Annotated in this window: 15 protein-coding genes; 9 read left to right on the top strand and 6 right to left on the bottom strand. The window is 59.1% G+C overall.

The features are described 5' to 3' along the window. Positions 1–132 precede the first annotated feature (132 nt). The 4 genes from fhuA to hrpB all read right to left on the bottom strand — a co-directional run bounded on the left by fhuA (position 133) and on the right by hrpB (position 8492). On the bottom strand, positions 133–2313 hold the full coding sequence (gene fhuA, locus J2Y91_RS12490; protein ID WP_253538468.1) for a ferrichrome porin FhuA: 2181 nt from the start codon (positions 2311–2313) through the stop codon (positions 133–135). A 113-nt stretch (positions 2314–2426) separates the two neighbouring features. Continuing rightward, positions 2427–3134 (bottom strand): acid phosphatase, encoded by a 708-nt coding sequence (locus J2Y91_RS12485; RefSeq protein WP_133625116.1) that lies wholly within the window; start codon positions 3132–3134, stop codon positions 2427–2429. Between the two features lie 264 nt (positions 3135–3398). Then, positions 3399–5939: a bifunctional glycosyl transferase/transpeptidase gene (gene mrcB, locus J2Y91_RS12480; protein WP_133624431.1), complete on the bottom strand. Its 2541-nt coding sequence runs from the start codon at positions 5937–5939 to the stop codon at positions 3399–3401. A gap of 114 nt (positions 5940–6053) precedes the next feature. Continuing rightward, positions 6054–8492, bottom strand: a complete 2439-nt coding sequence (gene hrpB / locus J2Y91_RS12475) for an ATP-dependent helicase HrpB (protein WP_133624433.1) — start codon at positions 8490–8492, stop codon at positions 6054–6056. A gap of 77 nt (positions 8493–8569) precedes the next feature. Between hrpB and thpR the strand changes: the two genes are divergently transcribed. The 9 genes from thpR to panD all read left to right on the top strand — a co-directional run bounded on the left by thpR (position 8570) and on the right by panD (position 15711). Continuing rightward, positions 8570–9097: an RNA 2',3'-cyclic phosphodiesterase gene (thpR, locus tag J2Y91_RS12470; RefSeq protein ID WP_133624435.1), complete on the top strand. Its 528-nt coding sequence runs from the start codon at positions 8570–8572 to the stop codon at positions 9095–9097. A gap of 9 nt (positions 9098–9106) precedes the next feature. Next, the gene (sfsA, locus tag J2Y91_RS12465; protein ID WP_133624437.1) at positions 9107–9811 is read left to right on the top strand and encodes a DNA/RNA nuclease SfsA; all 705 of its coding nucleotides are present in this window, start codon (positions 9107–9109) and stop codon (positions 9809–9811) included. A 235-nt stretch (positions 9812–10046) separates the two neighbouring features. Continuing rightward, a complete protein-coding gene (gene dksA / locus J2Y91_RS12460) occupies positions 10047–10502 on the top strand; it encodes an RNA polymerase-binding protein DksA (protein WP_048914966.1) in 456 nt (151 codons plus the stop codon). 68 nt (positions 10503–10570) lie between these two features. Next, the gene (gluQRS, locus tag J2Y91_RS12455) at positions 10571–11440 is read left to right on the top strand and encodes a tRNA glutamyl-Q(34) synthetase GluQRS (RefSeq protein ID WP_133625117.1); all 870 of its coding nucleotides are present in this window, start codon (positions 10571–10573) and stop codon (positions 11438–11440) included. Between the two features lie 97 nt (positions 11441–11537). Beyond that, positions 11538–12959, top strand: a complete 1422-nt coding sequence (gene pcnB / locus J2Y91_RS12450) for a polynucleotide adenylyltransferase PcnB (RefSeq protein WP_208864919.1) — start codon at positions 11538–11540, stop codon at positions 12957–12959. Next, positions 12956–13435 (top strand): 2-amino-4-hydroxy-6-hydroxymethyldihydropteridine diphosphokinase, encoded by a 480-nt coding sequence (folK, locus tag J2Y91_RS12445; RefSeq protein ID WP_133624439.1) that lies wholly within the window; start codon positions 12956–12958, stop codon positions 13433–13435. The genes pcnB and folK overlap by 4 nt, the downstream gene beginning before the upstream one ends. A 166-nt stretch (positions 13436–13601) precedes the next feature. After that, complete coding sequence (panB, locus tag J2Y91_RS12440) at positions 13602–14396, top strand: 3-methyl-2-oxobutanoate hydroxymethyltransferase (protein ID WP_048914973.1); 795 nt, start codon at positions 13602–13604, stop codon at positions 14394–14396. Positions 14397–14411: 15 nt separating this feature from the next. Next, positions 14412–15266, top strand: coding sequence for a pantoate--beta-alanine ligase (gene panC, locus J2Y91_RS12435; RefSeq protein ID WP_133624441.1), 855 nt, complete (start codon positions 14412–14414; stop codon positions 15264–15266). A 64-nt stretch (positions 15267–15330) separates the two neighbouring features. Further along, the gene (gene panD / locus J2Y91_RS12430; RefSeq protein WP_099754623.1) at positions 15331–15711 is read left to right on the top strand and encodes an aspartate 1-decarboxylase; all 381 of its coding nucleotides are present in this window, start codon (positions 15331–15333) and stop codon (positions 15709–15711) included. Positions 15712–15758: 47 nt separating this feature from the next. On the opposite strand, the gene J2Y91_RS12425 is transcribed toward panD, so the two are convergent. Continuing rightward, complete coding sequence (locus J2Y91_RS12425; protein WP_048914961.1) at positions 15759–16529, bottom strand: ABC transporter permease; 771 nt, start codon at positions 16527–16529, stop codon at positions 15759–15761. Then, positions 16526–17452: an ABC transporter ATP-binding protein gene (locus J2Y91_RS12420; RefSeq protein WP_133624443.1), complete on the bottom strand. Its 927-nt coding sequence runs from the start codon at positions 17450–17452 to the stop codon at positions 16526–16528. The genes J2Y91_RS12425 and J2Y91_RS12420 overlap by 4 nt, the downstream gene beginning before the upstream one ends. Positions 17453–17524: the final 72 nt, after the last annotated feature.

Below are 17524 nucleotides of genomic sequence, written 5' to 3'. Positions count from 1 at the left end.
ATTATTATTATAACGCTCGGATAATATGCGAAACGAAGCAGCTTTCGCAAGGGAAAAGCCACGCCCGGCGCGGCTGCGGGCAGAGTTTACCCGTCAGCGGCACGCGGAATTTTGCGCAAGGTCAGGAATTATTTAATAGCGGAAGGTCATGGTGGCGATGATACGGCGGTCTCGCCCCCAGTAGCAGGCATAGCCGGACATGCAGCTCGCCACATAATGACGATCGAGTAAGTTATTAATATTTAACGCTACATTTGAACCGGGTAAGCCAACACGCGCCAGATCGTAACGCATTACCGCATCCACCAGCGTATAGGGTTTAACCTTGAAGCTGTTGGCCGTATCGCCCCAGCTGCTGCCGACATAGCGCACGCCGCTGCCCAGCGTCAGGCCGCTCAACGCCGTCTGGTGGAAGGTATAGTCAGCCCATAAAGAGGCCATATTGGCGGGTATCTGATACGGGCGGCGGTCTGACTGCTCGCTGCCGTCTCGCGCGTAGCGCACGTCAGTAAAGGTATAGGAGGCGCTCAAATTGAGGTTGAGGTTTACCGCCGCTTTAGCCTCAAGCTCCAGGCCGCGCGATCGCGTTTTACCCGCCTGCTTGCTGAAAGACCCCATCCCCATTCCGGCACCGACGCTGGTATCCACCACCAGATTTTTATTTTTCACCAGCTGAAACAGCGCCGCCGTCAGCACAATCGGGCGATCCTGCGGCACAAACTTCAGGCCGAGCTCATACTGCTTGCCGCGTGAAGGTGAAAAGGTCTGATGATGGACATCGCTGCCGGATGTCGGTTGAAAAGATTCGCTGAAGCTAAAGTAAGGTGCAATACCGTTATCAAACGGATAATTTACCCCGCCGCGCCAGCTAAACTGCCGATCGTGACGACGGTTGGTGCTGTGCGCAACCCGGTCAAAGGCGGAGGTCATCGCCCAGTCATAACGTCCGCCTAACGTCACCACCCACCGCCGCCACTGCGCCTGATCCTGCGCGTAGATCCCGGTTTGCTGCTGGCGATCCAGCATTTTTTGCGGCATCCGCCCCAATTCCGGGATGCTGTCATTGCCATAATGCGGGTCGAGCAGATCCAGCGGATCGGCGAAACCATAAAAGCCGTTTATATCATCGCGCATGTGCATATAGTCGACGCCAAACAGCAGGCGGTGATCCAGCGGACCGCTGGCGACTTTCCCTTCCATCTGGGTATCGACATCGATATTGCTCAGCCGCTCGTCAAAATGCGCTGAAGAGCGCATCAGGGTTTGCGGCGCAATATACCCGATGCCGTTGAAGCCGGTGCTGTGCGAGTCAAGATGCATATAGCGCACATTCTGCCGCACCTGCCAGTTATCGCTGAGATCGTGTATCAGGCGATAGCCAGCCAGGTTCTGCGTATGCTGATAGCGCCCGCTGCGCTCGCCATCGCTAAACCGGGTCGACAGTTTATGCTGCTTACCATCCGCAGTGACAAACGGGTCCACCGTGCCCTGACGGGGCAGCCAGCCGTTATAGCCTGATTCGGGTTCGTGCTGAAATTGGGTTAACAGCGTCAGGCTGGTGTGCGCATTTGGCTGCCAGCGAAAGGAAGGCGCAACCGCATAGCGCTTCTCGCGCGCATTCACCTGCTGCGCATCGTTACTGCGGGCCAGCCCGGTCAACCGCCAGCTATAGCGCGGGTCATCATCGACAGTATCGCTAAAATCGAAGCCGGTCTCATACAGATTCTGGTTACCCATCTGAAACTGGATCTCGCGCAGGCGCTCTCCCAGCGGCTGTTTGCTGACCAGCGAAATTAGCCCGCCGGGGCTGCTCTTGCCATACAGCACTGAGGCAGGCCCGTGCAGGACTTCGACGCGCTCCAGCATGTAAGGGTCAATGGCGGCCAGTGAATAACTGTCGCCCTGCAATTTGATGCCGTCCAGATACTCGTTGATATTTTGCTGCCCACCAAAGCCGCGGATCGCGACATTATCAAACAGATTGGCACTGCCGCTGGCGTTCACCGTCACACCGGGGGTGTAGCTGAGGGCTTCTTTGACCGACTGTGGCTGCATGCGCTGCAGCTCTGCAGCGGTCACCACCGAAACCGACTGAGGAATTTTTTCTAGCGCCGTATCGGTTTTACTGCCGCTGGCACTGCGTTTTGCGGCGATGGTTGCGGCAGGGCCCCACGCATCCTCCTGTGGCGGCGCATCATGCGCATTGACGGTAAGCGTGGTGGTGGTGGCAAAGCAGTTTGCGGCCAGCAACAGAGGAAAATAACGGCTGATCGTTCTGGAAACCGCATAAACATTCATTGTCGTTTCGCTCATCCTTTATCCATGGCAAGTTCCATGTCGGGCAGATAATGCAGGATGAAGCAAAAGAAAAGTTGATCTAAAAAGCGGCTACCCTGAGCCGCTTTGCCTGTTTTACTGCGTGCAGTTTACTGGCCGGAGCCCGCGTTCAGCTCAGCTTTGACCAGTTTTTCCTGCTGGAGAAAAGCAGGAATCGTTTGCAGACGAGCATACTCGATCGCCCCGACGTAACGCCCGGCATTGACATCGCTTTGCCAGTGCGCGCCACAAATCACCCGGCTCTGCCCGAATTCCCAGGCGCGCTCCGCCAGCTCCTTCGCCCGCTCGGGTTTTGCCTGCGACAGCACCAGCGCCAGCAGCGTGCCGTAGGTGGTGTGGCCGGAGGGGTATGAGCCATTTTTACGCAGCGCCGGTTCATCGGCGGGCTGGCAGGTGTGATGGTTGAACACCACAAAAGGACGGGTGCGCATATAGTAGTTTTTCGCCCCGTCCGGCGCGTAAGCACCGCCGAGGATCAGCAGCTTCTGCAGCATGCTCCAGGTCGCAGGGGTTTCATCTGGACTGATAGTGACCCCAAGCACTGGCGAGAAGATTTTGGCAATATTCTCGACGTGCAGGTTGGCATCCTGAGTGGCTTGCTGCCAGCGCGGCGAGCCCTTCATCGCGTAGCCTTTTTCATAAGCCGCCTTGTCATAGGAATACGCGGAGCTGCCCTCTTTTGGCGGTGGTGGCAGGTAGTACTGGCTGTCGACAGCCTGAGCTGCGGTGTGGAAAGGAGTAACGCTGGTGTTGTCAGCCTGTGCGGAGAGTGCGGTGAGTAAAGCACCGCCTAACATCAGGCTGGAATATAACGCATTAAGTTTCATTGAAATTCCTTTTTATGAGTAAAAGCAGGCTTATCCTCACTGAAAGGCAATGCAAAAAAAGATATGCAGATCTCATTTTATTTTTTATTAGATCTATTTGGACTCTTTTGGCACTCAAAATCAAAAACAGTAACGTAATCAATTAACTAAAATAGCCGCTATTCGACACAAATTCTGAATAACAGAGATAAAAAAAGCCGGTTTCCCGGCTTTTTTTACAATCAACAATCGCTGTTACTTGCCGAACATATCTTTAATCCAGCCCGCTACGCCATCGCTGTCCTTCTGCTCATTTTGCTGCTGTGGCTGACCCTGCTGCGGTTGCTGCTGGCTATTCTGCTGCTGCAACATCTGCTGCTGCTGCTGAATCTGCTGCTGCTGTTGCTGACACAGCGCCTCAGCATCGGTGGTCCAGACCGGCAGGGTACGCCAGCTGCTGCTGGCACTGCCGCAGACAAAGTTGCCGGCAGAATCAACGCTCATCGGCGCGATATCTTCCGGCGGCGTCAGCTGCAGCGGCATCGGCGCCTGGTTAGCCAGATAGCGCTGGTAGAGCTGCATGGCACCGCTTGAGCCATAGACCTTGGTCGGCTGGTTGTTATCACGGCCAATCCAGGTGATCGCCACCTCTTTGCCATCAATACCGGCAAACCAGCTGTCCACCAGGTTATTGGTGGTACCGGTTTTACCCGCCAGGCTGGCGCGAGGATATTTGGCACCCAGCGCGCGCGCGGTACCGTGATCGACCACCTGCTGCATGGTGTAAAGCGTCAGGTAGGCGGCCTGAGCAGGTACTGCACGTTCCGCCTGTGGGAAACTCTGATACAGCACGCTACCATCTTCAGCAATCACCGAGCGCACCGCAGAGAGCGGGGCACGGCTGCCGCCGCTGGCAATGGTCTGGAACGCCTGCGCCACTTCAATCGGGGTCAGGTTAAGCGCCCCCAGCAGCATCGCGGGTACCGGGTTGAGCTGATCTTTCGGCACGCCCAGTTTAGTCCAGGTATCCACCACCTGCGGCAGCCCCAGCGTCATGCCAAGGTTAACCGTCGGCACGTTCATTGAGCGGGTCAGCGCATCCACCAGCATCACCTGGCCGCTGAATCGACGATCGTCGTTCTGCGGTTTCCATACCTGGCCATTCGGCTGCTTCAGCGCAATCGGGTTATCGGCAATCCAGGTATTCAGGCGATAGGTATCCGGCTGGCTGAGGGCGGTCAGATAAGTCGCTGGTTTTGCCAGAGAACCAATCGAACGGCGCGCCTGCAGCGCACGGTTGTAACCGGCAAACTGCGGATCGGCACCGCCCACCATGGCACGCACTTCACCGCTGAAGCGGTCAACGATCACCATGGCCGTTTCCAGATCGTTCAGGCCACGCTGTTTGCGCAGCGCCGGCATCCCCTCTTCCACCGACTTCTCGGCCGCATCCTGCGACACCGGGTCAAGGGTGGTGAAGATTTTCACCCCGGAGAGATCTTTGATTTTATCGCCGAGCTTCGCCTGCAGTTCGTTACGCACCATCTGCATAAACGCCGGCTGCGGCGTGATCACCCCCCCTTTCGGCTGCACCCCCAGCGGGCGGGCGCTCAGCATGTCGTACAGCTCCTGGTCGATTACCTTCTGCTGCTGCAGCAGGCGCAGCACCAGGTTGCGGCGCTCCAGCGCCAGCTTCGGATTACGCCATGGGTTATAGAGCGACGCGCCTTTCACCATCCCCACCAAAAGCGCCTGCTGGTCGAGGCTCAGCTCGTCCACCGGGCGGCCAAAGTAGTAGAGGCTGGCCAGCGGGAAGCCGCGGATCTGATCGTTACCGGCCTGTCCGAGGTACACCTCATTCAGATACAGCTCGAGGATGCGGTCCTTGCTGTAGCGCGCATCCATGATCAGCGCCATATAGGCTTCGTTGGCTTTACGCCACAGCGAGCGCTCGTTGGTCAGGAACAGGTTCTTCACCAGCTGCTGGGTCAGCGTACTGCCGCCCTGCACCGCACGCCCGGCGGTAATGTTGGCGAGGAAAGCACGGCCAATCGAGTAGAAGCTGATGCCGTCATGCTGATAGAAGTGGCGGTCTTCGGTTGCCACCAGCGTATCCACCAGCAGGTCAGGGAAGCCGGCACGCGGCACAAACAGGCGCTGTTCGCCGTTCGGCGACTGCAGCATAGTGATCAGGCGCGGATCGAGGCGGAAGAAGCCAAAGCTGCGGCCGCTGTCGAGGTTTTTGATGTCGCTCAGCTGGTCGCCGCTAAAGCTCAGGCGCGCGCGGATCTGCCCCTCTTTGCTGTCGGGGAAATCAAACGGGCGGCGGATCATCTCAATGCTATTACCCTGCACGGTAAATTCACCGGGCCGCGTCATACGCGTCACTTCGCGGTACTGCGTGCCTTCCAGCAGGGCGATCATCTCTTTCTTGTTGTACGACATACCCGGCTCAAGGCTGACCATGCGGCCATAAACCGTCGCCGGCAGCTGCCAGACTTTGCCGTCAATGCGGCTGCGGATCTGGGAATCCAGATAGACACCATAGATGGCCATCACCACGGCAAACAGCAGGAACAGCTTAATCAGTAAGCCAATCCAGCCTCTTTTCTTACGCGGTGAGCGTCCTTTTCCTTTACGTGGCACCGGGGTTACCTCCTCGTCATCCAGGTCTTCATCCTGATCGTCATACTCATCATATTCTTCCTCTTCCCTGCGGCGACCTCGCCCCGCTTTGTTACGCGGCGGCTTGGGCTGCTTTCCTTTACGCCCGATAGGTTCGCGATCGTCAGACATGTGTTTCATTTCTCCAGGGGCACGCGTCGGCCAGGCCGACTACTCTCGTCGCACAGGGGCCGTTACGGAAGTGGAACCTTCCGAATATTCGGGCCACGATTCAGTACAGAAAAATCACGTCGCGGAAAACTTTTTCACGCGCCGCGTCGGTAATGTATTTGCCGGGTCATCCGGCCACAGATGTTTGGGGTAGCGCCCTTTCATCTCTTTTTGCACTTCCCGGTAAGCCCCGTTCCAGAACGCCGCCAGATCGCGGGTGATCTGCAGCGGGCGCTGCGCCGGGGATAGCAGCTCCAGAACCAGCGGAATGCGCCCTGCGGCAACGCTGGGATTGTGCGCTTCGCCGTACATCTCCTGCAGACGCACCGCCAGGGCGGGCGGTTTATCAGCAGAGTACTGGATCGGCAGGCGGCTTCCGGTCGGCACAGTGTAATGAGTTGGCAATGCAGTATCCAGTTGCTGTCGCTGTGACCATGTGAGCAATTGTAATAACGCAGCGGCACAGTCGAGCTGGCGCAGGCCACGCGCATCGCGCACGCCATTCATCGCGGGCAGCAGCCAGCGCTCCAGGCGCTCCAGCAGCGCGGGCTCATCGGCGGCGGGCCACTCCTCTTCCGGCAGCCACTGCGCGGCACAGACCAGCCGCAATCTTAGCTGCTCTGCCTGTGGCGTCCAGTTCAGCACCGATAAACCTTTGCTGCGCACCCAGCGCAGCATCGCCGCGTGCAGCTCCTGCTCGTCCGGTTTCGCCAGCGGCTGCGACTTCAGCACCAGCTGGCCGACCTGCTCACGGCGCCAGGCGCGCAGCGTGCCTTTCTCTTCATCCCACTCCACTTCAGTTTGCTGCGTCAGCAGAACAGGAAGCTGGCGCACCAGCTGGTCGATATCCAGCGGCAGCGCCTGCAAAATACGCGCGTCGGGTTGGCTATGGCTCTGCAGCAGCTGTGGCGCAATCAGCCACTCGTAGCGGGTTAAGCCCTCTTCACGATCGAGCGCGGCCCCGCTGCCGTTCGCCAGCTGATAGCGCCCCTCGGCACCGCGCCGCCGCGCGATGCGGTCCGGGAAGGCTACCGCCAGCAGCGCCGGAAGGCGATCTTCATCCAGCGTTCCACCACTGACCTTCAGCCGCTGCTGCAGCTGACGGGCGCGGCGCTGCCACTGCGGCAGGCGGCGCTGGAAGCTGTCGCGCAGGTCGGGGCTGCCGCGCTGCGGATCCTCCAGCATCGCCACCAGCTGAGCGGCGGTGGCGACCGCATCGGCATCGCTGCCGGCGGCAATCAGCATCGCGGCAAAGCGCGGTTCGCTGCCGAGCGCGGCCATTTTGCGCCCCTGCGCATTCAAACGCCCGTCACCGTCGGTCGCCCCCAGCTTTTGCAGCAGCTGACGCGCCGCCTCGATACCCGCGGCGGGCGGCACGTCCAGCCAGTTAAGCTGGTTGATATCGTGGCAGCCCCACTGCAGCAGATCGAGCCACAGCGCCGCGAGATCGCTGGTGAGTATTTCCGGGTCGCTGTGGGCGGCAGCGCGCTCCGCCTGCTCCTTTGCTATCAGATGCAGGCAGATGCCGGGTTCGAGGCGCCCGGCGCGCCCGGCACGCTGGGTCATCGAGGCCTGGCTGACGCGCCGGGTTTGCAGGCTGGTCAGCCCGCTGCGCAGGTCGAAAAACGCGCTGCGCTCCAGCGCGCAGTCCACCACCAGACGGATGCCCTCGATGGTTAAGCTGGTTTCGGCGATGTTGGTTGCCAGCACCACTTTGCGCCGCCCGGCCGCGGCAGGCAGGATAGCCCGGCGCTGATCCGCCAGCGACAGCGCACCGTACAGCGGGCAGAGGTCAACATCGCTGGCGACAAGGTCGCTAAGCGCACTCTGCACACGCTGGATCTCCGCCACGCCGGGCAGAAACAGTAGCAGCGAGCCGCTCTCCTCGCGTAATAGCTGGCTCACCTGCCGTGCCACCGCATCGTCAAAGCGCAGCGTGGGGGAGAGCGGCTGGTAGCGGCGATCTACCGGGAAGGATCGCCCCTCGGAGGCGATCAGCGGTGCATCCGGCAGCCACTCGCGCAGCCGCGAGTTGTCCAGCGTTGCCGACATGATCAGCACTTTCAGATCGTCACGCAGCCCGCCCTGCACGTCCAGCAGCAGCGCCAGCGCCAGATCGCCCTGTAAACTACGCTCGTGAAACTCATCAAGGATCACCAGCGACACGCCCTCCAGCATCGGATCCTGCTGCAGCATGCGCGTCAGGATCCCTTCCGTCACCACCTCTAAGCGTGTGTCAGGCCCGCAGCGCGACTCGCCACGCATGCGGTAGCCCACGATCTCGCCCGGCGGCTGGCCCAGCAGCTCGGCCAGCCGCTGTGCAACGTTGCGCGCCGCCAGCCTGCGCGGTTCCAGCAGCAGGATGCGCCCGCTGAATCCCGCCTGCTGCAGGATCTGGAGCGGCAGCCAGGTGGATTTTCCGGCGCCGGTCGGGGCAGCCAGCAGCACCTGCGGGGCGGATTGCAGTGCCGCCAGCAGTTCGGGTAGGACGGCACTGACCGGTAATGAACTCACGTATTTACTCCAGAACGCCATGGTCATAATCTGCGGCGCATTGTAGCATTCCCGGGTTTGATTTACCGGAGGACGCGATGAGCGCACAAAAACGGCTGTTTTTCGGCCTCGAACTGCCGGATGAGTGTAAGCAGAGCCTGATCCAGTGGCGCGCCGCGACCTTCCCGGCGGAAGCGGGCCGCCCGGTAGCCGCCGACAGCCTGCACCTGACGCTGGCGTTCCTCGGCGAAATCAGTGCGCAGAAGCAGCGGGCGCTGATGCAGCTCGCCGGCCGCATTACGCAGCCCGCTTTTACGCTGACGCTGGATGATGCCGGGCACTGGCCGCGCTCCGGCGTGGTGTGGCTGGGGCCGCGCCAGGCGCCGCGCGGGCTGCTGCAGCTGGCAGAGCTGCTGCGATCGCAGGCGGCACGCAGCGGCTGTATGCAACCTGCTCTGCCTTTTCATCCGCATGTCACATTACTGCGCCACGCTCTGCACCCGGTGTCGTTGCCGCCGCGCAATTTTCACTGGTCAGTGCCGGTCGAGCGCTTTGTCCTGTTTCAGTCACATTTTACGCGCGGTCGCACCCGCTATGAAGAAGTGGCGGAATGGAAATTACGATAAGGAATTCCTATGGAATTTAGCCCGGACCTGCAACCCGCGCGGCTGGTTAAACGCTATAAACGCTTTCTGGCTGATGTGGTCACCCCGCAGGGTGAAGAGCTGACAATCCACTGTGCTAATACCGGGGCAATGACGGGCTGCGCCACGCCGGGCGACACGGTGTGGTATTCGACATCGGCCAGCCTGACGCGAAAATATCCGCACAGCTGGGAGCTAACCGAAACGCAGCAGGGCGACTGGATTTGCGTCAATACCTTACGCGCCAATGGGTTAGTGCGCGAGGCACTTAATGCAGGCCAGATTGCGGAATTATCCGGTTACGATACGCTGCTGCCTGAAGTTAAATATGGCGCAGAAAACAGCCGGATAGACTTCCTGTTACAGGCAAGCGATCGCCGTAACTGCTATATTGAAGTCAAATCCGTGACGCTATTACAGCAGGGTAAAGGGTATTTTCCGGATGCGGTGACCGTGCGTGGCCAGAAACACCTGCGCGAGCTTAGTCAGATTGCGCAATCGGGCCAGCGGGCGGTACTGTTCTTCGCCGTTCTGCACTCGGGGATTGAGGACGTTGCCCCGGCGCGACACATTGATGCTCGCTACGCAGAACTCCTGTCGCAGGCCCGGCAGAATGGTGTAGAGGTGCTATGTTATAAGGCGCAGTTATCACCGGAGGGGATGGTTCTCAGAAAAGCCCTGAAAGTGGAGTTGTAAAATTTAGCGCAATTTGCTTTTATACTGCCGATCGCGCAAATACGCTTTTCCTCACATGCTTGTCAAGGCGTGATCAGGAATAATTGCTTACCTTAACCGCTTCTGGTATTTATAGCGGCCTGTTTTTTTCCCCATGTGGGATCGATACCCGAAGATTTCGGGTTGCGGGATAGCGACCAACGCCCCTGCAGCTTAAAGATGAAGGGTGTAGTGCGTGTTATCCAGGAGAAGCAACATGCAAGAAGGGCAAAACCGTAAAACATCGTCCCTGAGTATTCTCGCCATCGCTGGGGTGGAGCCATACCAAGAGAAGCCGGGCGAAGAGTATATGAATGAAGCCCAGCTGGAGCACTTCAAGAAAATTCTTGGGGCGTGGCGTAATCAACTCCGGGATGAAGTCGATCGTACGGTCACACACATGCAGGACGAAGCCGCTAACTTCCCGGACCCGGTCGATCGTGCCGCTCAGGAAGAAGAGTTCAGTCTTGAATTGCGTAACCGCGATCGCGAGCGCAAGCTGATTAAAAAGATCGAAAAGACGCTGAAGAAAGTTGAAGACGATGATTTCGGCTACTGTGACTCCTGTGGCGTTGAAATCGGTATCCGTCGTCTGGAAGCGCGTCCTACCGCCGATCTTTGCATCGACTGTAAAACGCTGGCAGAAATCCGCGAAAAACAAATGGCCGGTTAACGGCATATGATTGTGCAGTGAAGCGGGGAATCTCTCCCGCAGTCGCTTCACTGCCCATCTTCAAGATGATGACCTCAGACTATATCGGGCGCTTCGCCCCCTCCCCCTCCGGTGAACTTCACTTTGGCTCTCTGATTGCTGCTTTAGGCAGTTATCTCCAGGCTCGCGCACAGCATGGCGCGTGGTACGTACGCATTGAAGATATTGACCCGCCGCGTGAAGTCCCCGGTGCGGCAACGCGTATCCTGCAGCAGCTGGAGCAGTACGGACTGGAGTGGGATGGAGAAGTCCTGTGGCAGTCGCAGCGCCATGAAGTCTACCGCGCCGCGCTCGATCGACTGCAGCGTGACGGGCACAGCTACTACTGCACCTGCACGCGCAGCCGTATTCAGCAGGTTGGCGGGCTGTACGACGGCCACTGCCGGGCGCTGGGGCTCGGGCCGGAAAACGCCGCGCTGCGCCTTAAGGTTGATCGTCCGCTGAGCGAATTTCACGACCAGCTGCGTGGCAGCGTCAAGGCCGATGCCAGGCTGGCGCAGGAAGACTTTATTATTCATCGCCGCGATGGGCTGTTTGCCTATAACCTTGCGGTGGTGGTGGATGACCATTTCCAGGGCGTGACGGAAGTGGTGCGCGGCGCGGATCTGATTGAGCCGACCGTGCGTCAAATCACGCTCTACCATCAGTTTGGCTGGCCTGCGCCGCGCTATCTGCACCTGCCGCTGGTGTTAAACCATGACGGCAATAAGCTCTCCAAGCAGAATCATGCGCCGCCGCTGCCGGAAGGCGATCCGCGCCCGGCGCTGGCAGCAGCGCTGCGTTTTCTCGGTCAGCCGGTGGCAGAAAGCTGGCGCGATCTGAGCGTTGCCGCGCTGTTACAGCACGCAATCGGTGACTGGAAGTGCAAAAATATCCCAATAAACGACGCGCAGCAGTAGCATACACCGACTTCGGCATTCTCAAACGCTTCACTCTGAGCTATGATTAGCCGCTGTTTTTACCGACCAAATTTCATTGTCACTATCGAGGTGTCCCATTTTTACCCGAGTTGCTAATTTTTGCCGGAAAGTCCTCAGTCGCGATGACGTGGCGCCAGCCGAGGTCGAGGAAGTGCGTCAGATGACCGTCATTCCGCGCGATAGTCATAACATCTCGCGCAAGGACATCAGTGAAAATGCCCTCAAGGTACTGTATCGCCTGAACAAAGCCGGATTCGAAGCCTACCTGGTAGGCGGCGGCGTGCGCGATTTGCTGCTGGGTAAAAAACCGAAAGACTTCGATGTGACCACCAACGCCACGCCGGATCAGATGCGTAAACTGTTCCGCAACTGCCGTCTGGTCGGTCGTCGCTTCCGCCTCGCGCACGTGATGTTTGGCCCGGAAATTATCGAGGTCGCCACCTTCCGTGGTCACCATGAAGCGGAGCAGCCGGTTGCTGATGACCGCAACAGCTCGCAGCGCGGCCAGAATGGTATGCTGCTGCGCGATAATATTTTCGGTTCGATTGAAGATGACGCCCAGCGCCGCGATCTGACGATTAACAGCCTCTATTACAGCGTGGCCGACTTCACCGTGCGTGATTACGTGGGTGGCCTGAGCGACCTGCAGCAGGGCATCATCCGGATGATCGGTGACCCGGAAACCCGCTACCGTGAAGACCCGGTGCGTATGCTGCGCGTGGTGCGCTTCGCCGCCAAGCTGGACATGAGCATCGCGCCCGAAACCGGTGAGCCCATCCCGCGTCTCGCTACGCTACTGAACGATATCCCACCGGCACGCCTGTTCGAAGAGACGCTGAAGCTGCTGCAGGCGGGTTACGGTCATCAAACTTATCTGAAACTGCGTGAATATCAGCTGTTCCAGCCGCTGTTCCCGATCATCACCCGCTACTTCACCGAACAGGGTGACAGTAATATGGAGAAGATGATCCTGCAGGTGCTGAAAAATACCGATAACCGCATCCACAACCAGATGCGTGTTAACCCGGCGTTCCTGTTTGCGGCGATGTTCTGGTATCCACAGCTGGAAGCCGCGCAGAAAATTGCCCAGGAGAGCGGGCTGGTCTATTACGATGCCTTCGCGCTGTCGATGAATGACGTGCTGGATGAGGCGTGCCGCTCGCTGGCTATTCCAAAACGCATTACCACGCTGGTGCGGGATATCTGGCAGCTGCAGCTGCGCCTGTCGCGCCGCCACGGTAAGCGTGCGTGGAAGCTGATGGAGCATCCGAAATTCCGCGCCGCTTACGACCTGCTGGCACTGCGTGCCGAAGTGGAAAACAACCACGAACTGCAGCGTCTGACCACCTGGTGGGGCGAGTTCCAGGTTTCTGCGCCACCGCAGCAGAAAACCATGCTCAACACCCTGGGCGATGATCCGGTGCCACGCCGCCGCACCCGCCGCCCGCGCAAGCGCGTTCCCGGCGGCCAGCGCCGCGACCATAACAACGACGCATGATCCGCGTTTATCTGGCGCTGGGCAGTAATCTGGCCGACCCGCTGCATCAGGTGCAATCTGCCCTGAATGCGCTGGCGGCCCTGCCTGATACCACGCTGGTTGCCACCTCTTCTCTTTACCGCACCCCACCTTACGGCCCGCCGGACCAGCCTGATTTTCTCAATGCTGCCGTGGCGCTGGATACGGCACTTGCGGCCGAAACCCTGCTCGACCATACCCAGCGCATTGAGCTGGAGCAGGGGCGCGTGCGCAAAGCGCATCGCTGGGGGCCGCGCACGCTTGACCTCGACATCATGCTGTTTGGTGAGCAGACGCTGAGCACGCCACGCCTGACGGTCCCCCACTACGATATGCACAATCGCGCCTTTATGCTGCTGCCACTGCTGGAGATCGCCCCCGACCTGACCTTGCCTAACGGCACCCGCATCGCGGATTTGCTGGCGACGCTCGACAGCAGCAGCATCCGGCACTGGTAATCGGCAAACCGCGGGCCGGGCATGCCCGGCCCCTACGTAGGGGCGAAGCATGCCTCGCCCGCGACCTCACCCGCGACCTGTCTCGTGACCTGCTCCGTGACAATGCTGACATCCCTCTCCCCTTCCATTAAGATACGCCCAACAGAAAATGCCTAACGGGGATCTGATGAAACCGACTACCGTCTCGACCTTACGCCAGTGGAAGCAGCAGGGGCACAAATTCGCCACCATCACCGCCTATGATTACAGCTTTGCCCGCCTGTTTGCCGATGAGGGTATTCAGGTCATGCTGGTGGGTGATTCTCTTGGCATGGTGGTTCAGGGCCACGACTCCACGCTGCCGGTCACGGTTGCCGATATCGCATACCACACGCAAACCGTGCGCCGTGGCGCCCCCGCTGCGCTGCTGCTCGCTGACCTGCCGTTTATGAGCTACGCCACGCCACAGCAGACCTTTGACAGCGCCGCGACGCTGATGCGCGCCGGGGCCAACATGGTGAAGCTGGAGGGCGGCAAGTGGCTGGCGGAAACGGTGCAACAGTTAACCGAACGCGCGGTGCCGGTGTGTGGCCACCTCGGGCTGACGCCGCAGTCGGTGAATGTTTTTGGCGGGTACAAAGTGCAGGGTCGTGAAAGCGCCGATGCCGAGCGCCTGCTGGAAGATGCACTGGCGCTGGAAGCAGCAGGCATACAGCTGCTGGTGCTGGAGTGCGTGCCGGTTTCGCTGGCAAAACGCGTGACCGAGGCGCTGGCCATCCCGGTGATTGGCATTGGCGCGGGCAGCGTCACCGACGGTCAGATACTGGTGATGCACGACGCCTTTGGCATTACCGGCGGTCACATTCCTAAATTTGCCAAAAACTTCCTCGCTGAGGCCGGAGAGATCCGCGCCGCAGTGCGTCAGTATGTGGCAGAAGTTGAAGCCGGAAGCTATCCGGCCGCTGAACACAGTTTCCAGTAAACCAGGAGAAACACCGTGCTGATTATTGAAACCCTGCCGATGCTGCGCCGCGAAATTCGCCGCTGGCGCCAGGACGGCAAGCGCATTGCGCTGGTGCCAACCATGGGCAACCTGCATGACGGGCATATGACCCTGGTGGATGAAGCGCGCGCGCGTGCCGATATCGTGGTGGTGTCGATCTTCGTTAACCCGATGCAGTTTGAGCGCGCGGACGATCTGGCGCGCTATCCGCGCACGCTGCAGCAGGATTGTGAAAAGCTGAACCGCCGTGGCGTTGATCTGGTGTTCTCCCCGGCACCGGGCGATGTCTATCCCAAAGGGCTGAGCGAGCAGACGTTTGTTGACGTCCCCGGCCTTTCCACCCTGCTGGAAGGCGCCAGCCGCCCGGGGCACTTCCGCGGCGTTTCCACCATCGTCAGCAAGCTGTTTAACCTGGTGCAGCCCGACCTCGCCTGCTTTGGCGAAAAGGATTACCAGCAGCTGGCGCTGATCCGCAAAATGGTGGCGGATATGGGCTACGATATTGATATCGTCGGCGTGCCCACCGTGCGTGCCAAAGATGGCCTGGCACTCAGCTCACGTAACGGCTATCTGAGCAGCGATGAGCGTAAAATCGCCCCGGTGCTGAGCCAGGTGATGCACAGCATCGCTGCAAAACTGGCAAGCGGCGAGCGCCACGTGGAAGAGATGATTGCGGCGGCGGAAAGTGAGCTGGCAGCGCAGGGCTTACAGGCCGATGGGCTGGCGATTGTGGATGCCGATACGCTGCTGCCGCTCAATGTCGACAGCCAGCGTGCGGTGATCCTGATGGCGGCCTGGCTCGGCAAGGCTCGCCTGATTGATAACCAACAGGTTGATCTGACCCAGTAGACAGACGTGCGGCGCCGGGTAATACTGGCGTCCGTTTTTTGCATTGACTGTAGAGTGATGAGTTATGAATCGTACTATGTTGCAGGGCAAACTCCACCGGGTCACCGTGACCCAGGCTGACCTGAATTACGAAGGTTCCTGCGCCATCGATCAGGATTTCCTCGATGCTTCCGGCATTCTGCAATACGAAGCGATCGATATCTATAACATCAACAACGGCCAGCGTTTCTCAACCTACGCTATCGCCGCCGAACGCGGTTCGAAAATCATCTCGGTCAACGGTGCGGCAGCGCGCTGTGCCTGCGAAGGGGACCTGCTGATTATCTGTTCGTACGTGCAGATGTCGGACGCAGAGGCCCGCGAGTGGCAGCCGAAGGTGGCCTATTTCGAAGGTAAAAACCAGATGAAGCGCGTGGCGAAAGCGGTGCCGGTTCAGGTGGCGTAAAAGCCAAACATGTAGGGGCCGATCGGAAAATGATCGGCCCCTATCCATCAGGTACGTAATCCGCGACCGCGCTGGATCAGCACCCACACCAGAATATAAAACACCGCGATAAACGCCACCAGCACGCCCAGCGTAAACGCCAGCGGCACATCGTTAATCCCGAGGAAACCGTAGCGGAATCCGCTGATCATGTAGACGATCGGGTTCAGCTTCGACACCATCTGCCACACCGGCGGCAGCAGCGTCAGCGAATAGAACACCCCGCCAAGGTAGGTCAGCGGCGTCAGCACGAAGGTCGGGATCAGGCTGATATCATCGAAAGTCCGGGCAAATACCGCATTCAACAGGCCCGCCAGCGAGAACAGCACCGCCGTCAGCAGCAGCGTCACCGCCACCATCAGCCACGAATGCACCTGGAACGGCACGAAGAACAGCGAAATCGCCGTCACCAGCACGCCCACGCAGATCCCGCGCGCCACGCCGCCGCCGACATAACCGGCGATAATCACGTGCGTCGGTACCGGTGCCACCAGCAGCTCTTCGATATTGCGCTGGAACTTGGCGCTGAAGAACGACGAGGCCACGTTGGCATAGGCATTGGTGATCACCGCCATCATAATCAGGCCCGGCACAATAAACTGCATATAGCTGAAGCCGTGCATCTCACCGATGCGCGAGCCAATCAGGTTGCCGAAAATAATAAAGTAGAGCGTCATGGTGATCACCGGCGGCACCAGCGTCTGGATCCAGATGCGGGCGAAACGGTTAATCTCTTTACCCCAGATGCTCTTCAGGGCGACCCAGTATAAATGTGTCATGCTTTTTCTCCTGTGCGCCCGTTAACCAGGTCGACAAACAGCTCCTCAAGGCGGTTGGCCTTGTTGCGCATACTCAATACCTGCACGCCCTGATGGCTGAGCTGGCTAAACACGCTGTTCAGCCCCTGCTCACGCAGCACTTCCACTTCCAGCGTCGAGGTATCAATCAGCCGGTACTGGAAGCCTTCCAGCTTCGGCAGCGGGCTTTTAGCCGCGAGGTCGAGAATAAAGGTTTCCGATTTCAGCTTAGAAAGCAGGCCCTTCATTGAGGTGTTTTCCACCAGCTCACCGCGCTGGATAATGCCGATATTGCGGCACAGCATTTCGGCTTCTTCCAGATAGTGGGTGGTCAGGATAATGGTGGTGCCCTGCGCATTCAGCTCCTGCAGGAAGGTCCACATTGAGCGGCGCAGTTCGATATCCACCCCGGCGGTTGGCTCATCGAGGATCAGCAGCTTTGGCTCGTGCATCAGCGCGCGGGCGATCATCAGGCGGCGCTTCATCCCGCCGGAAAGCATGCGCGCACGTTCGTTGCGTTTATCCCATAAATCCAGCTGCTTCAGGTATTTTTCCGCACGCTTTAACGCGTCTGGTTTCTCCACGCCGTACAGTCCGGCCTGGCTGACCACAATCTGCATCACGGTTTCAAACTGGTTAAAGTTGAACTCCTGCGGCACCAGCCCGAGCTGACGCTTGGCGTTGACCACGTCCTGCTGCAGGTCATAGCCAAACACCCGGACTTTGCCGCCGGTTTTGTTAACCAGCGAGCTGATAATGCCGATGGTGGTAGATTTACCGGCGCCGTTAGGGCCGAGCAGCGCATAGAAATCACCGGCCTCGACAGCGAGATCGATGCCCTTGAGCGCCTGAACCCCGCCTGCGTAGGTTTTGGTCAGCTTTTCAAGTTCCAGTGCATATGTCATAGGTAAGAGAGAGCCCTGTATTTGTATAGGTTTCTTGTTTGTCATTTCCAATCACGGAGCGTTGCCCTATAT

Origin of the sequence: Erwinia aphidicola (assembly GCF_024169515.1) — a bacterium.
Classification (GTDB): Bacteria; Pseudomonadota; Gammaproteobacteria; order Enterobacterales; family Enterobacteriaceae; genus Erwinia; species Erwinia aphidicola.
This window is presented reverse-complemented; position numbering and strand designations above follow the sequence as displayed.

What these genes read in the sequence shown, in the direction of transcription:
- fhuA (WP_253538468.1), bottom strand. Translation starts at nt 2,313, where the DNA reads ATGAGCGAAACGACAATGAATGTTTATGCGGTTTCCAGAACGATCAGC.
- J2Y91_RS12485 (WP_133625116.1), bottom strand. Translation starts at nt 3,134, where the DNA reads ATGTTAGGCGGTGCTTTACTCACCGCACTCTCCGCACAGGCTGACAAC.
- mrcB (WP_133624431.1), bottom strand. Translation starts at nt 5,939, where the DNA reads ATGTCTGACGATCGCGAACCTATCGGGCGTAAAGGAAAGCAGCCCAAG.
- thpR (WP_133624435.1), top strand. Translation starts at nt 8,570, where the DNA reads ATGAGCGCACAAAAACGGCTGTTTTTCGGCCTCGAACTGCCGGATGAG.
- sfsA (WP_133624437.1), top strand. Translation starts at nt 9,107, where the DNA reads ATGGAATTTAGCCCGGACCTGCAACCCGCGCGGCTGGTTAAACGCTAT.
- dksA (WP_048914966.1), top strand. Translation starts at nt 10,047, where the DNA reads ATGCAAGAAGGGCAAAACCGTAAAACATCGTCCCTGAGTATTCTCGCC.
- gluQRS (WP_133625117.1), top strand. Translation starts at nt 10,571, where the DNA reads ATGACCTCAGACTATATCGGGCGCTTCGCCCCCTCCCCCTCCGGTGAA.
- folK (WP_133624439.1), top strand. Translation starts at nt 12,956, where the DNA reads ATGATCCGCGTTTATCTGGCGCTGGGCAGTAATCTGGCCGACCCGCTG.
- panB (WP_048914973.1), top strand. Translation starts at nt 13,602, where the DNA reads ATGAAACCGACTACCGTCTCGACCTTACGCCAGTGGAAGCAGCAGGGG.
- panD (WP_099754623.1), top strand. Translation starts at nt 15,331, where the DNA reads ATGAATCGTACTATGTTGCAGGGCAAACTCCACCGGGTCACCGTGACC.
- J2Y91_RS12425 (WP_048914961.1), bottom strand. Translation starts at nt 16,529, where the DNA reads ATGACACATTTATACTGGGTCGCCCTGAAGAGCATCTGGGGTAAAGAG.
- J2Y91_RS12420 (WP_133624443.1), bottom strand. Translation starts at nt 17,452, where the DNA reads ATGACATATGCACTGGAACTTGAAAAGCTGACCAAAACCTACGCAGGC.